Origin of the sequence: Vibrio sp. YIC-376, assembly GCF_052353105.1 — a bacterium.
Classification (GTDB): Bacteria; Pseudomonadota; Gammaproteobacteria; order Enterobacterales; family Vibrionaceae; genus Vibrio.
Genome location: NZ_JBBWFK010000007.1, coordinates 156,955 through 172,655, shown reverse-complemented (window position 1 = coordinate 172,655; position 15,701 = coordinate 156,955). Strand labels below are relative to the sequence as shown.

At 46.7% G+C, this 15,701-nt stretch carries 8 protein-coding genes; 4 read left to right on the top strand and 4 right to left on the bottom strand.

Annotation, left to right across the window (positions count from 1 at the left end; all coding sequences use genetic code 11):
- Positions 1–15: 15 nt before the first annotated feature.
- The 4 genes from dapD to WJM94_RS14895 form a co-directional block, all read right to left on the bottom strand.
- On the bottom strand, positions 16–1,047 hold the full coding sequence (gene dapD, locus WJM94_RS14910) for a 2,3,4,5-tetrahydropyridine-2,6-dicarboxylate N-succinyltransferase (protein ID WP_444494982.1): 1,032 nt from the start codon (positions 1,045–1,047) through the stop codon (positions 16–18).
- Between the two features lie 307 nt (positions 1,048–1,354).
- Positions 1,355–3,100 (bottom strand): PKD domain-containing protein, encoded by a 1,746-nt coding sequence (locus WJM94_RS14905; protein WP_444494981.1) that lies wholly within the window; start codon positions 3,098–3,100, stop codon positions 1,355–1,357.
- A gap of 331 nt (positions 3,101–3,431) precedes the next feature.
- Complete coding sequence (locus WJM94_RS14900; RefSeq protein WP_444494980.1) at positions 3,432–3,728, bottom strand: YebG family protein; 297 nt, start codon at positions 3,726–3,728, stop codon at positions 3,432–3,434.
- Between the two features lie 117 nt (positions 3,729–3,845).
- Positions 3,846–4,754, bottom strand: coding sequence for a LysR family transcriptional regulator (locus tag WJM94_RS14895; protein WP_444494979.1), 909 nt, complete (start codon positions 4,752–4,754; stop codon positions 3,846–3,848).
- Between the two features lie 109 nt (positions 4,755–4,863).
- On the opposite strand from WJM94_RS14895, the gene WJM94_RS14890 reads away from it, so the two are divergent.
- From WJM94_RS14890 to recD, 4 genes are all read left to right on the top strand, one after another.
- Positions 4,864–5,838 carry a TDT family transporter gene (locus WJM94_RS14890; RefSeq protein WP_444494978.1) on the top strand — a complete coding sequence of 325 codons (975 nt, stop codon included), beginning with the start codon at positions 4,864–4,866 and terminating at the stop codon, positions 5,836–5,838.
- 188 nt (positions 5,839–6,026) lie between these two features.
- Complete coding sequence (gene recC, locus WJM94_RS14885) at positions 6,027–9,530, top strand: exodeoxyribonuclease V subunit gamma (RefSeq protein WP_444494977.1); 3,504 nt, start codon at positions 6,027–6,029, stop codon at positions 9,528–9,530.
- A gap of 306 nt (positions 9,531–9,836) precedes the next feature.
- Positions 9,837–13,535: an exodeoxyribonuclease V subunit beta gene (gene recB, locus WJM94_RS14880; protein WP_444494976.1), complete on the top strand. Its 3,699-nt coding sequence runs from the start codon at positions 9,837–9,839 to the stop codon at positions 13,533–13,535.
- On the top strand, positions 13,535–15,694 hold the full coding sequence (recD, locus tag WJM94_RS14875) for an exodeoxyribonuclease V subunit alpha (RefSeq protein ID WP_444494975.1): 2,160 nt from the start codon (positions 13,535–13,537) through the stop codon (positions 15,692–15,694). The genes recB and recD overlap by 1 nt, the downstream gene beginning before the upstream one ends.
- The last annotated feature ends 7 nt before the right edge of the window (positions 15,695–15,701 follow it).

Genomic DNA, 15,701 nt, shown 5'->3' with positions numbered 1-15,701 from the left:
GTTGTTTTTAACAGATTAATTATTTTTGTGTAGTTCACTGTTTAGTTCAACCGCGCTCTTGTTTGCAAGACACTCGATTTGACCAGTCACAGAGTTACGACGGAATAGTAGGTCAGATACGCCAGCAAGGTCGCGAGCTTTAACGATTTCTACTTCGTTACCTTCTTTGTCCAGCATACGTACTTTAGTACCTGCTGTTACATATAGGCCAGATTCAAGAGTACAACGGTCACCTAGTGGGAAACCAAGACCAGCGTTTGCGCCTAGTAGAGAGTTTTCACCGATAGAAACCACAACTTTACCGCCGCCAGATAGGGTACCCATGATAGATGCACCACCACCGATGTCTGAACCGTTTCCTACCACAACACCTGCAGAGATACGACCTTCAACCATGCTCACGCCTGTTGTACCTGCGTTGAAGTTGATGAAACCTTCGTGCATAACGGTTGTGCCTTCGCCAACGTGTGCGCCAAGACGTACACGAGATGTGTCAGCGATACGAACGCCAGTTGGTACAACGTAGTCCACCATTTTAGGGAACTTGTCTACACAATCTACGCTTAGTGTGCGACCAGCAAGACGAGCTTCGATTTGACGCTCTGCCAGTTCTGGTAGGTCGATTGGACCTTCGTTTGTCCATGCGATGTTGTGCAGCAGGCCGAAGATGCCATCCAGTACTGTGCCGTGTGGCTTAACCAGACGGTTAGAGATAAGTTGTAGTTTCAGGAAGCCTTCTGCAACAGATTGTGCCTGTTCATCAGATGCAAGGATAACCAGTACAAGAGGTTGTGCTGATTCCGCTGCTTTGGTCGCGAATGATGCGTTTGCCGCGTCACCGTTAGCTTCAAATGCAGCCGCTAGCTCTGTGCTCTGTGCAACAGAGATCTCGATAGCTTGGTTGCCTTGCTCGTAACCAGCTACTGCTGCTAGTGCGTTTACTAGTTCGTCGCTTGGGTTAAGAATTGGGTTTGGAAAAAACGCTTCGATGATTTTACCGCCGCGGTTTTTAGTTGCCGTACCAAAGGCTAGAGAAAAGAAAGCCATAGTTGATCTCCGTCTGTTGAGTCTGGTCTCGTCTGTTCGCTGACAAGAATCTAATTGAGTTAAGTTGATAGTCATCATAAAGACACTATTGGGGAGTTTAAAGGGGGTAATGGGATAAAGTCCGTAGATGGATACCTTTTGTCTTTTGAGAGATATCTCTGTCTGATGAGAAATGTGTCGTAAACTAAATATTCAGCTTGAACGATAAGATATCCAAAGCCCTGAAATTAAAGAAGCCAAGTCAACAAAAGACATGGCTTCGTGAACTAACAAGTTACTCGGATATTATCCATGTAGAAGATCGGAGTTACTTAACTCTTACCAGTTCAGGTTGTGCATATTCCCAACTAGTCGTGTAGTCATTCAGTGATTTAATCATGTAGATTTCTCCGCCATCAGCGACAAAGGCAAACTGAATATGCTCTTCGTCTTCTCCCCAAAAACCTTGACGATTGGTTGCAGAAAAAGTCTCAGCTACCTTGTTGCTCGCTTTGTCAATCACTCGGAGCTGGCGACTTTGCTCACCTTCAGCAATTACATACTGACTGCCTGTGTCAATAAACGCAGTGATTGACGGTTTGTAAGTGCCACTCAATTCAGATAACGGAAGTTGACCTGCCCACTTCAGATCTAAGTGGTTGCCATCTTTTAGCGTATAGTAGTTGCCGTTGCCGTCGATATAGTTCTCACCTGCTTTATCAAACCAGAATACTCCTCCATGCGAATAGTCACCATGGTACTCATCTTCGGTATTCGGCAAATTCCATTGCCCAGACTCAACGAATACGCCGGTAAAACTTTGTGGTGAAAGGTTGGCCTCCAAGCCTAACAATACGTCCCCGTTACTGCCCAGTTTAATATCAGGGGAATACCAGTCGACTCCTTCAGAGATCTCACTATTTTTTGTTGAAATATCGATCACTTCTAGGTTTGAACCCGCAGCAAATAGATCATCACGACGTACTGCAATGCTTGGAGAATTATAACTCGTCGAGATCTGTTGGCGGGTCGGCGTTGCTAGATCTACTGAATTAAAATCAAATATCTCAGCTTGATATTCCGTGGCGACAACAACGCGACCTTGTTTGGCAAGAGTATCAACAGTCAGAGAAACAGGCTGGTTAGAAAGGCTAAAGCTTTGTGTCTCACCCGTTGCTAAATCATATACATACAACTGATTAGTTGGTGAATCTGAAGTCATCACTAACAGGTTTAAGCCTGGAACGTAGGCCGCTTGTAACACTTCATACCCGAACTTCAAGCGCTCGCTCACTGCCAGCGCGTTACTTGCGGCTTGCGTTGGTGCTTCAATCACAAAGTCCATTGGTACCTGAAGTGGGCTACCTGCTACAGGGTAGTCACACTGTTCGTCATAACATACATTGAGTTCTAAATCGCCACTATAATCGCCAACAGCAAGGTTATGTGGCAACTTTAAGTCAATTAAAGCAGCGTACTCATCATAGGCTTTTGGTGCCAGAGAGAGCTGATTGACCCGCACTTCACCGTTTGAGCGTGATAGCTTGAGCTGATCGCCATGGTTACCGCGAAGACGGATGGTGCGCTGCTTGAGATTATTATCCACGAGAGCGTTTGTTGCCGCGTGGTAGTGGATCGTTTCATCCTCTAACAAGATCGCCTGTTCGTTAAGCTCAACACTATAGTTAATCGTTGCTTTAATTGGTGAGCCAGGAACATGCTCATTACAATACTCATCAAAGCAAGCCAGCATAGAAATCTGATGTTGGGTCGTGCCATTGCCTGCTTTGTAGCCGGGCTCTAGATCAATCTTCACTATCCCACCAGTGCCAGACGTAAACATAATCTCGGCGTATTTCACCAGCGGGCTTTCTGAAGCAACACCCACATAGATCTCCTGTTTAGTCACCCCTTTTGAATCAAATTCGATATGTGTGGTTATTGGCGACATAGTATCACCGACGATATCTACCGTTGGTTGTGGGCTGTATACGCGAATATTATCGCTGCCACCACCACCGCCGCCACAACCGGCCAAAAGTAACGCAAAAGCCAAAGAACTAACTTTGTACATAATTTCACCTCTCTGAAAAGTGCCGACATTTTGTATTGCTAATTCTTTAGCAACAACAAATGATTACCTTAAAAAGTGGTGACCTATGCGATTTTCGAGGCATATCAATTAATGGATAGAATGTCACAATTTTTGAGGGCAGTTACCTAGCAAAATGCAGTGATTGCAGCCTGAAAAAAGAAGATTTCATAAGGGGATTGGTTATTATGCTGTATGCATATTGGCGTGTGGGCTTAGAGCAAGTGAGAGCTACTTTAAATATTTCATCTGTGATCAACCGGCATAAAAAAACGCCACAATATGCGGCGTCATTTTGAAAAGCTAGGTAAGCTTATGCTGCGTCTTCCTGTGTCTCTTCTTCGACAGCTTCAAGCTTTTTTGCTTTCTTAGGTGCAGGTCTACGCTTTGCACCCAGAGCGTAAAGGAGTTCTTCTTTGTTTTGCGCAAGGAACATGGCAAGATCTTCTTGCTTTCCTTCGTCTTCCAGAAGTTCACTTTTACCTAGCAGAGAGAATAGCTCATCTGCCATATCCAGCATTTTGTCATATGCGTCAGCTTCCGCTTTAGAGGTAAAAGTCATTTTCTCTTCTCCATTGCGTTCTACCACGTACTTGACTATTACAGCCATGGTTGGTCCCCTAATTTGGTGTATTGATACTGGCTTTTTATACAGTTTTTAACCAGCTAAGTCTAGCGACTGGTCTAAGAATGAGAAGCAGGTAGAACTAAGTGACCAGCTATTGAACTATTTGTTATTATTTACAGGAAACTGCCAACTCTGACAAAACGCAATAAAAGTTTTTAGGAGTGGGCTCTGATATTTTTCCTTATGCACCAGTAGCCAGAATCGGCGTTTCATATCTAATGGCATCTCCAGAACCTTGACTCGGCCATCTCTAATCGCAGGTTCAGCGGACAGACGCGATAAGCAACCTAACCCTAAACCCGCAGACACAGAGTTAATCAGCGCTTCAGTGGTATTGAGTTGAAAAGCTTCATGCCATTGCTCAATTCGCGGAGCAATCACACGCAGGAAGAATTCGCGAGAACCGGAACCTGCTTCCCGCAATATCCACTCGCTGTTTTCCAGCTCTGACAGATTCATCATACCTTCGTGTGCTGCCGGATAATTTGGCGAACAGATAACGCACATCTCATCCTCACTAAATTGAGAGGACTGCAGTTCGGGGTGAAGCGTTTTACCCTCGATCAGTGCGATATCCAGCTCATAGTCGGTTAGTTTGTCGCATATCTGCGCCGAGTTGGAAATAAACAGGCTTTGCGAGCGGTGATTAGTATGTTGACGAAATGCGCTTAGGAGATAAGGCGCGACTTGATTGCCGATGGTATCACTTGCACCAATTCTCAGTTGTCCTGACAGGGCGTGGTCGCCTTCAAATATGCTTTCAATGTCTTTGGCTCGGTTTAATAACTCGTCCGCTAAAGGCAGCAACTTTTGTCCTTCCTGATTGAGAATCAGTCGGTTGTTGACCCGATCGAACAGGTGATGCCCAATCTGCTTTTCTAGCTCAGACAGCGCCATACTTACCGCTGCTTTAGAAAGATAGAGACTCTCCGAGGCGGCAGTCAACGTGTTGTGCTGAGTGATGGTGGTAAACACCTTGAGTTGTTTGAGAGATATATGACTTGCCATAGATCAATGTTTAGTAAATCTGAACGTGTGTTCTAGATAATTAGATATATCGGAACGAAGTGCAAGCGTATTATTAGCGACATCGAGACTGGCTCTGATAGAGGTTGTTATGATTCAGAAAACAAGAGCAAAACTAATGGCAGCTCCAACGCCGATGGCAGGGTTAGCACTTGGTATTGCAAGTTTGGGTTGGAGTTGGGAAAACTTCGCTGAATTAAATGGCTACGGACAGTGGATGAGTGCGGGCATCGCCAGTGTGTTACTCACCATTCTGGCGATTAAATTCCTACTACATCGTCAGCTGTTAAGACAGGATCTAGCTCACCCAGTCGTCGGGAGCGTGGTACCGACTTTTGCAATGGGAACGATGGTGGTTTCTAACTCGTTGGGGCAGTTATTTCCACTTGCGGGCGACACACTATGGTTAGTCGCAATTGTAATGCACATTGTGTTTTTGGTTAGCTTTGTTTACCACCGAGCAAAAGAGTTTGAGTTACACCACATGGTACCGAGCTGGTTTGTACCACCAGTAGGCATCATCGTTGCGGATGTCTCTTTTTCGGGCAATCCGTTTTTGGTTCCCATCGCACATGGTGCATTGATGTTCGGTATGATGGCGTACGCAGTGATGCTTCCGATCATGATTTACCGATTCATGTTTACACAGGAAATTCCCGATGCAGCGAAGCCAACTATGGCGATCTTGGCTGCACCTGCGAGTTTATCTTTGGCTGGGTACTTAACTGTAATTACTACGCCATCGCCTGTCGTTATTGCTATGTTGTTTGGTATTGCGGTGTTGATGACGGCCATCATCTACTTGGCATTCTTTAAACTGCTAAGACTGCCGTTCAGCCCAGGTTATGCGGCGTTTACCTTCCCAATGGTAATTGGTGCAACGGCGTTGTTCAAAATGGCTAACTGGATGGAGACACAAGGCTTATCGTCACACTATGTTCAACAAGTGCGAAGTTTGGCGGGTTTAGAACTCATCGTTGCAACTTGTGTTGTTGTGTATGTGGCATTTCAATACGTGAATCACCTGATGATAAAACCGCGAGTTTGGCCGATGGCTCATGTGTAACCTGCCTATTCTAGGTGTGTCACAATTGCCGTTATCTGAGAGAAAAAGTGACGCTGAATCACACGCGATTGCTGCGTGATTCAGCGTTTAATAAGCTTTTGTTATTTAACAGATCGAGATATCTGCCAGATTAAATAGGGCTGTGCTAAGCTAGCTAACAGTTTCAATCGGCACTCGGTGTTCCCATTTTGTTTACTGTTTATCACTCCAACCAAGTCGACGTTCTCAAATCACTTCTTGTTGAACTGATTCGAATCAGTCCGCTGGAAAACCCGTTCGAAAAAGAACAAATTCTGGTTCAAAGTCCGGGTATGTCTCAGTGGTTAAAAATGGAATTGGCCAAAGAATTTGGTGTGGCGGCGAATATCGATTTTCCGCTACCTGCAACGTTCATTTGGGAAATGTTTACGCAAGTTCTCCCTGATGTGCCAAAGCGCAGTGCGTTTAACAAAGAAGCGATGACGTGGAAGTTGATGCACCTGCTGCCGGGGCTTCTAAACCAAGAGACGTTTTCACCGTTAGCGCAATATCTCAAAGACGACAGTGATAACTCAAAGCTGTACCAGCTAGCAGAGAAAATCGCCGATATCTTCGATGGTTACCTGGTGTACCGTCCAGAATGGATTGCAAGTTGGGAAGCAGGGCAGAGCGTACCTGAACTGGAAGACGAACATCCGTGGCAGCCAATTTTGTGGCAAGCGCTGTACGATCACACGCTATCACTGGGGCAGTCTCCTTATCACCGTGCCAATCTTTATGAACACTTTATCGACACGTTAGAGAATTTTAATGGCAATTTTGACCATTTACCGAAGCGTTTATTTGTTTTTGGTATTTCCTCTTTGCCGCCACGCTATATGGATGCATTAAAAGCGATTGGTGAGCACATCGATGTGCACTTGATGTTCACTAACCCGTGCCGTTACTACTGGGGTGAGGTTCGGGACCGCAAGTATCTGGCTCGTTTGGCAGCGAAACATCGTCAGCATGTCGTATGGCAGGATGACCACTCTGAAGTACAAGGTGAAACCGAGCAGTTGAAAGGGGCTCTGGAAGACAATGTGATTGATGAACTGCACACCGATGTGGTCGGAAACAGCCTCTTAGCTTCAATGGGGAAATTGGGGCGCGATAACATGTATCTGCTTTCTCAGCTTGAATCCCATGAGATTGAAGCGTTTGTTGATGTCGAGCGCGACAATCTGCTCCATCAATTGCAAGCTGATATTCTGAACCTCGAAGAACATCAAGACGACCAGCAGATCGATCACAGTAATCACAAGCAGGTTGTTAGCTTGGGCGATAAATCTCTGAGTCTACACGCCTGCCACAGTCCAATGCGTGAAGTAGAAGTGCTTCATGATCAACTGCTGTCGATGTTTGATGCTGACCCGACCTTAAAGCCACGCGATATTATTGTCATGGTTGCGGACATCAATGCTTATAGCCCGGCGATTCAGGCGGTATTTGGTAATGCGCCGGGGGAGCGTTTTATTCCGTATTCGATTTCAGACCGAACGGCGGACCAGGAGAGCCCAATTCTTGCGGCATTCATGCAGTTGGTAAACTTACCGAATACGCGCTGTTTGGCTTCAGAACTACTGGAACTGCTGGAAACTCCGGCGATCTTAAAGCGTTTTGAGCTCAGTGAAGATGATTTCTTACAAGCTAAACTGTGGGTTGAAGAGTCGGGCATTCGTTGGGGGTTAGATGCCAATACCGGACGTGAATTTGAACTGCCGGAAACCCGTCAAAACACGTGGCAGTTTGGTATTCAGAGAATGCTGCTGGGCTATGCGATGCCAGAGTCGGCAGGCTTGTTTGAAACCGAGCAAGGCAGTTTGTCTCCCTACAATGAAGTGCAAGGGATGGGAGCCGAACTTGCTGGCAAATTAGCGCACTTTATCCAACAAATCAGCACGTATCGCAGCAAGCTTTCTCATGCTCACACTATCGATGGCTGGCGTGAGACATTAGTATCGCTGCTGGATGATTTCTTCTCAGTCGAGTTAGAAGGTGAAATGGCGCTGAAATCCATTCGCGACACGCTCAGTAAGCTTAAAGAACAGTTAGCCGATGCGGCATTTGAAGATGCGTTATCACCTGCGATCATCAGCCAATATCTGCAAGATAAACTGTCTGGCACGCGAGTCAGTCAGCGTTTCCTTGCCGGACAAGTTAACTTTTGTACCCTGATGCCGATGCGTTCGATTCCATTTAGAACGGTCTGTCTGCTCGGAATGAATGACGGAGTTTACCCGCGTTCAATGCCTCCAGAAGGCTTTGACCTGATGACGGGAAAAACTAAGCCGGGTGACCGTTCACGACGAGATGATGACCGTTACCTGTTCCTGGAAGCGATGTTGTCTGCGCAGCAAACGCTCTACATCAGTTACGTTGGCCGTTCGATTCAAGACAACACTGAACGCGTTCCTTCAGTACTGGTTTCTGAGCTGATGGAATACTGCCACCAAAACTACTGCTTAAGCGGCGATGAAGGTTTACCGGTTGATGAGTCTGGCGACAATTTATTGAAAGCTTTAGTGAATGCTCACGCAATGGTGCCGTTTAGTCCTAGTGCGTTCCAGGGTATACACTCCAGCTATGCGAAAGAGTGGATTCCGGCGGCATTAACTCAAAGTAGCCAATCTCAAGGCTACGTTCGCCGAGATTTCAACCGCGCATTGGATGATTACCTGCTGGGAGCAACATTCCCGATTGAGCTTGATTTGGTAGAGCTGCAACGTTTCTGGCGTTTACCGGTACAGTACTTTTTCAATCGCCGCTTAAAAGTGGTATTTGAGCCGCCACTGCCAGTCATGGAAGATGATGAACCATTTGTTTTAGGTGGACTGGAAAGCTATCAGATGCGTGATGAGCTATTAGAAACCTTGCTCGAAACGACACTGACGCAGCCAGAGTCAAAAGTGGACGTATTGAAACATTTTATGAGTCAACAACGCGCCCAAGGTAAACTTCCAGTTGGTGCGTTTGGTGATATCGAGTTTGAAACCAACCGAGTTCAGGCTGAAGAGCTGGTGGAAAAACTGGCGTTTCTATCTGGTGCACCTCAAGATGATTTAGAAATCGACCTGACCTTTGATTCCTTATTTGATTCCTCATTTAAAGCAGATGAGGGCGGAGAGAAAAAAGTCCGCCTGACAGGCTGGCTGACTCAGTGTTACCAATCTGGTTTAATTCGCTACCGCAGCGGTAGGGTTAGATCGCAGGATTACCTGGCTGCCTGGATCGATCATCTCGCCGTGTCAGCATCGGGTTATGCCAAGAAAACTCACCTCATTGGTTATGATCGTAAAGAAGGTGCGGTGCATTTAATCTACCCAGAAATTGCAGATGCCGCGTATGCCAAGCAGTTACTCACTGAGTTAGTGCGCTTGTTCTTTGAAGGTATGACCAAGCCTTTGCCTTACTTCCCGCAAACTGCGCTGGCATGTGTTGAAGCGGGCTTTAGTCGTGGACACTGGGCTGACGACGAAGAAAAGTCTTTGAAGAAAATGGCAGATACATTCAACGATGGCTACATGAGTTCAGGTGAAGGAAACAACGCCTATATTGCACGTATTTGGCCTGCCTGGAATGATGACTTAGCTACAGAAGTACGTTTAATGACCGCATTGGTACTGCAAGGCGCGCGTTTAGCTGTGCAAGATGCAGAAGATGTAAAAGCGTAATGAAGACAAAAGGTTAAAGGAAAGAGAGTGTAGTGTGGCCGCCAGAAAATCATTATTTTGTGTAGGGCGTTCGCTGTACGGCCACAAGGTCAGAGGGACCATGATTCTTTTGCTTAATTCATTTGAGTTGCGCCGCCTAAAAGGCTTGGCTTATCTCGTGAGGCGCATACTAACGGTACAGCAGATGGATAACCGTGAGAAAGATCCCACAAAGCTCTAAATTTTCCAGCTTGTTAAACATATTAATAGAATTTTTAACGATAGATCACAGTTTGATTAGTCGATAATCCGGAGAAATTCAGCGTTATGGATCAAATGTCAGGTGCAGAGTTACCTAACCATGAGTTAGAAGTACCTAAGCAGTCACAACCAACGCCACTAGAACCGATGACATTTCCTCTGCATGGTGCGAGGTTAATTGAGGCGTCCGCAGGTACGGGCAAAACGTTCACTATTGCCGGGTTATACCTGCGACTTTTGCTCGGTCATGGTAGTACTGAGACCAAGCATCGCGCCCCGCTTACAGTTGACCAGATTCTGGTCGTAACCTTTACTGAAGCGGCGACGGCAGAATTGCGCGATCGTATCAGGGGAAGAATCCATGATGCGCGTATCGCTTTTGCTCGTGGACAAAGCTCTGATCCGGTTATTCAGCCTTTGCTTACCGAATTCGACGATCACAAGCAAGCGGCAGAAATTCTACTGCAAGCAGAACGTCAAATGGATGAGGCCGCGGTCTACACTATTCACGGCTTCTGCCAGCGTATGCTGACGCAAAATGCCTTTGAATCCGGCAGCCGATTTAATAACGAATTTGTGACCGATGAAAGTCACCTTAAAGCTCAGGTTGTGGCAGATTACTGGCGCCGAAACTTCTACCCTCTGCCATTTACTTTGGCCGGAGAAATTCGTCAGTTATGGGGCTCTCCATCTGCTCTTCTCGCAGATATCGGTAACTATTTGACTGGTGTACCTTTAAGTTTGTCGGTCCCGGCAATGAAAGGTAGCCTGGCTGATCTTCATACTGAAAATCTGAAAAAAATTGATGAGTTGAAAGCTTTATGGCAAGACAGCCAAGATGATTTTTTAGCGCTGATTTCGGATTCAGATATCAACAAACGCAGCTACACCAAAAAGTCCTTGCCGACCTGGCTTGAGGCAGTAAACAACTGGGCGGCAACGGAAACCACAGGTTACGACTATCCAGACAAACTGGAGAAGTTTGCCCAGAATGTTCTTCTGGAAAAAACACCCAAAGGTAGTGCGCCGCAGCATGTTGTTTTCGAAGCGATTGAAACGTTTCTTGCCAATCCTATCAGCTTAAAGGCTCCGCTGCTTGCCCATGCGATTGAACACTGTCGAGTAATGCTGGCCAGCGCGAAAAATCAAAAGCAGTGGCTCTCTTTCGATGACTTACTGACTCAACTTTCTGCCTCTATCGATACGGATGAAAGTGAGCTTCTGGCCGAACGTATTCGCACCCTGTATCCCGTTGCAATGATTGACGAATTTCAGGATACCGACCCGTTGCAATACAGTATTTTCAGCCGTATCTATCTGAATAATCCAGAATGCGGTTTGTTTATGATCGGTGATCCGAAGCAGGCGATATATGGCTTTCGCGGCGCAGACATTTTCACTTATATCAAAGCGCGTAACCAAGTCAGTGCCCACTACACGCTAGGGACTAACTGGCGTTCAAGTGCGGATATGGTTCAGGCGGTGAATCAAGTGTTCGCCTTGCCAGACAGTCCGTTTATCTATGACTCGGACATTCCGTTCTTACCGGTAAATTACAGCCCAAACGCCGACAAACGCATTTGGACTATGGGTGGTCAAAAGCAACCTGCTCTCACTTATTGGCTGCAAGAAGCTGACGACAAACCGCTGCCAAAAGGCGAGTATTTGACTCGAATGGCAGAGGCAACGGCAAGCCAAATCCAAACCATTTTGACTCAGGCTCAGCACGGGCAAGCGTGTCTGGTGAACGGTGACAAACAGAAAACCATTCAAGCAGGCGACATCGCGGTACTGGTTCGCACGGGAAGCGAAGGCCGGATGATTAAACAAGCACTGGCAGACCAAGGCATTGCTAGTGTGTATTTGTCCAACCGAGACAGCGTGTTTACCAGCTCGGTGGCTCAAGATTTACAGCGTCTTCTGCAAGCAGTGCTGACCCCGGAAAATGACCGGGCTCTACGTGCCAGTCTCGCCTCTGAACTGTTTGCGCTGGATGCCGCCAGTCTGGATGCACTCAACAACGATGAAATCGTATGGGAAAACGCGGTTAATGAATTCAAAGAGTACCGTAAACTTTGGATTCAGCGTGGCGTGTTACCCATGCTGCGTGCGGTGATCAGCAAGCGTCATATTGCTGAACGGTTGTTAGAAGAAGGCGCAAGCTCACAAGGAGAAAATGGTGAGCGAGTACTTACCGATTTAATGCACATTGGTGAGTTGCTTCAGCAAGCCAGTAATGAACTGGACAGCGACCACGGTCTGCTGCGCTGGCTGGCTCAGTCCATTAGCGATGCGGAAAATGGCTTGGGTGGCAGTGACGACCAAATTCAACGTTTGGAATCCGAACGTAATTTGGTACAGATCGTCACCATCCACAAATCAAAAGGTCTGGAGTATGACCTAGTCTTTCTGCCGTTTGTTTTCAGCTACCGAGAAGCCAGCGAAGCCAAATATTACGATGTGGCCAATGACCGTACTGTACTGGATATTACGGGCAATGATGCATCAATGCAGCAAGCGGACAAAGAGCGTCTCGCTGAAGACTTGCGTCTGATATATGTGGCATTAACGCGCGCCGTGTATGCCTGCTTTATCGGTGCTTCGCCTTTACGTAATGGCCGCTCAACCAAAGAACCAACTGGCGTACATCGCAGTGCAATTGGCTATTTAGTGCAAAATGGCGAAGAGGGTGGAATCAACGATTTATACCAAGGTTTAATACAGCAGCAAGATAAACTCAATTGTGTGGTGCCTAATTGCGTAATAGTGACAGAGCCGCCGAAACAGCTGGATGACATGTATGTGGCGCCACAAGAAGAAGTGTATGACCTGACTGCGAAAGAGCTACAAAACTCTATCGACAAAAACTGGCGCATCACCAGTTATTCTGGTTTGGTGAAGCAAGGATCTCATCATGCTGAACATGACGCCACCATTGAGATCACCGGTTTTGATATTGACTCTTCTGATGAGCAAGACGAAGCCGATTTGGTTGAGCCAGAGCGTTCTATTTTTACCTTCCCGCGTGGTGCTCGCCCGGGGACTTTCCTGCACAGTTTGTTTGAGGAAATTGAATTTACTCAGTCAGCAACGGCGGAAGAAAACACGCAAATCATCCTTGGATTGATGGAAAGTGAGCAGTTGGATGAAGAGTGGCTGCCAATTTTACAACAGCTAATTGATACCGTACTTGCCACGCCGTTAGACGGTAAATCATTGCTGCTTAATCAAAAAGCACCATCGCAGCGTCTGGTGGAAATGGAGTTTCTGCTGCCGATTGAAGTGTTGTCCGCACCGGCTCTGAACCGAGTAATTCAGCGCCATGATCCATTGTCTGCAAAAGCCGGGGATTTAGGTTTCCAAACCGTGCAAGGCATGCTTAAAGGTTTTATCGACTTGGTGTTTGAACATCAAGGCAAGTACTACGTACTGGACTGGAAATCGAATCATCTTGGCGACGATGTGACGCATTATCATGGTGAAGCGCTGAAATCTGCAATGGCGGATCACAGATACGATTTGCAGTATCAGATTTATGCCTTAGCACTGCATCGTTTCTTGCGTAGCCGTCTTGCCAATTATCAATATGATCAACACTTTGGTGGCGTTTATTACTTATTCTTGCGTGGTATGGACGGACAAAGTGATCACGGTATTTTTGCCGCCAAACCAACCTTGGAGTTTTTACAAGAGATGGATCGTTTGATTGATGGTCAAACGTTGGAAACGCGATCGACTCAAGCTGGGCAGATGGAGCTACTTTAATGACGACAAATCACAATCTTCAATCTGACCAAGAGAGCCTGTTGTCTACGCTCGAACGTTTGGCGCACAAAGGTGCCATTCGTCAGCTCGACTACCAGTTTGCACGATTTATTGATGCTCAATGTAGTAATGAGCAAGGTGAGCGGCAAACTGAACGTCAGGCGCTGGCGTTTATCGCTGGTGTCGTCAGTAGCGAGCTCGGCAAAGGACATATTTGTTTGCCTCTGTTTGATGCTCAGGGGCAGCCTACTGACTTTGCCAGTAAATTAGGGTTGTTTGGTGAGTCGGCATTGGCTCTCAATACTCAACTGCAAGGTATTGACTGGATTACAGTATTGCAAAGTTCCACATTGGTAGGTGTGCAGGGGGAAGCCTTGCCGCTGATGTTCGATGGTGAGCGTTTGTATCTGCATCGTTACTGGCACTATGAAGTGACACTGGCAGAAAAACTCAATCAATTGGGCGCGGCGGTTAACTTGCAGCCAAAAGAGTTTGCGCGTTTATCTGAGCTGCTTAACCATTTGTTTGCAAGGCAATATCATTTTCTTTTTAACGCATTAGTCAAAGCCACGGAAGCGGGTAATAACAACCAAGTTGTACGTCAACAAATGGTATGTGACCATCTTGATGTAGTCGCAAACGATGTACTTAACTGGACAGCGATTGATGCTGTTTTAAGTCAGGCCAAGAAAGTTCAGGACTTACATTCACTGGATGAATTAGTGCCACTTGCTGCGTGTGTAAACTGGCAAAAAGTTGCGGCTGCGGTAGCGTTAACCCGTCGATTTGCTGTGATTTCTGGTGGACCGGGAACCGGTAAAACAACCACGGTAACCAAATTGCTTGCCGCTCTGATAGAGCAGGCCGCACAAGAGAAGAATCTAACCATCAAGCTGGTGGCTCCGACGGGTAAAGCGGCTGCACGATTAACCGAGTCAATTGGTAAAGCAGTGCAAGAGCTACCAGTTTCTCCGGAGTTAAAAACCAAAATTCCAACTGAATCGAGCACGTTACATCGCTTGCTAGGCGCGATTCCAAACAGCGCTGAGTTTCGTCACAACAAGCAGAATCCGCTGCATCTGGATATTCTAGTGATAGATGAAGCCTCGATGGTTGATTTACCCATGATGTACAAAGTGGTCGATGCGTTACCTAAACATGCTCGACTGATTCTGCTTGGCGACAAAGACCAGCTTGCCTCAGTAGAGGCGGGGGCTGTTCTCGGGGATATCTGTTCGTTCCACGCTTTGGGTTACGGTAAGGAACAGGCTTCGGCCGTAGCAAGGCTGACTGGTTTTGACACCTTAGCGTACAGTAGCAACAGTGCGTCCAGCATTGCCGATAGTCTGTGCATGCTGCAAAAGAGTTACCGATTCGATGCGCGTTCGGGGATTGGCCAGTTGGCAAAAGCGATTAACTCAGGTTCTGCCGCTAGCGTTGATAATGTGTGGGCGCGTGACTTTTCAGATATCGAGCATTTTGCCCTGAGTAGCCAAAACTACAATCAGATGATGCAGACGTTAGTGCAGGAATACGGTCGCTATCTAAAGCGCATAGGCCAAGCTGAAATCGATCCGAATACTGGAGAGACTGAATCATTAACCCGAAAAGCAAAAGCAGTGTTAGATACGTTTAATCAATGTCGTCTACTGTGTGCGATTCGTGAAGGAGACTTCGGTGTCGCAGGGTTAAACCAGCGCATCGAGAAAGCACTGGCAGCGCGTAAGCTGATTCAGGTACAGGATGAGATTTGGTATCACGGCAGGCCGGTTATGGTCACACGAAATGATCACGGTCTAGGGTTGTATAACGGAGATATTGGTATTTGTATGCGGGATGACAGCGAAGAAGAACCGCGTTTGAAAGTCTTTTTCGAGCTACCTGATGGAAGCGTTAAGTCGGTACTGCCAAGTCGGGTACCAGAGCATGAAACGGCCTACTCCATGACAATTCATAAATCGCAGGGCAGTGAATTTGATTACACCCTGATGATTCTGCCACCGGACTTTAGCCCGATATTAACCCGCGAGCTGATTTATACAGGTATTACCCGAGCGAAAAAGCGTTTAGCTCTTTACGCTGAGCTAAATGTTCTTAAACGAGGCATAAAGGTCAAAACGACGCGTGCCAGTGGGCTGATCCAGCGACTAGCCAGCTAAAACAAAA

Excerpts from the sequence above, each read along its gene's own strand:
- dapD (WP_444494982.1), bottom strand. The coding sequence starts at position 1,047 with ATGGCTTTCTTTTCTCTAGCCTTTGGTACGGCAACTAAAAACCGCGGC.
- WJM94_RS14905 (WP_444494981.1), bottom strand. The coding sequence starts at position 3,100 with ATGTACAAAGTTAGTTCTTTGGCTTTTGCGTTACTTTTGGCCGGTTGT.
- WJM94_RS14900 (WP_444494980.1), bottom strand. The coding sequence starts at position 3,728 with ATGGCTGTAATAGTCAAGTACGTGGTAGAACGCAATGGAGAAGAGAAA.
- WJM94_RS14895 (WP_444494979.1), bottom strand. The coding sequence starts at position 4,754 with ATGGCAAGTCATATATCTCTCAAACAACTCAAGGTGTTTACCACCATC.
- WJM94_RS14890 (WP_444494978.1), top strand. The coding sequence starts at position 4,864 with ATGATTCAGAAAACAAGAGCAAAACTAATGGCAGCTCCAACGCCGATG.
- recB (WP_444494976.1), top strand. The coding sequence starts at position 9,837 with ATGGATCAAATGTCAGGTGCAGAGTTACCTAACCATGAGTTAGAAGTA.
- recD (WP_444494975.1), top strand. The coding sequence starts at position 13,535 with ATGACGACAAATCACAATCTTCAATCTGACCAAGAGAGCCTGTTGTCT.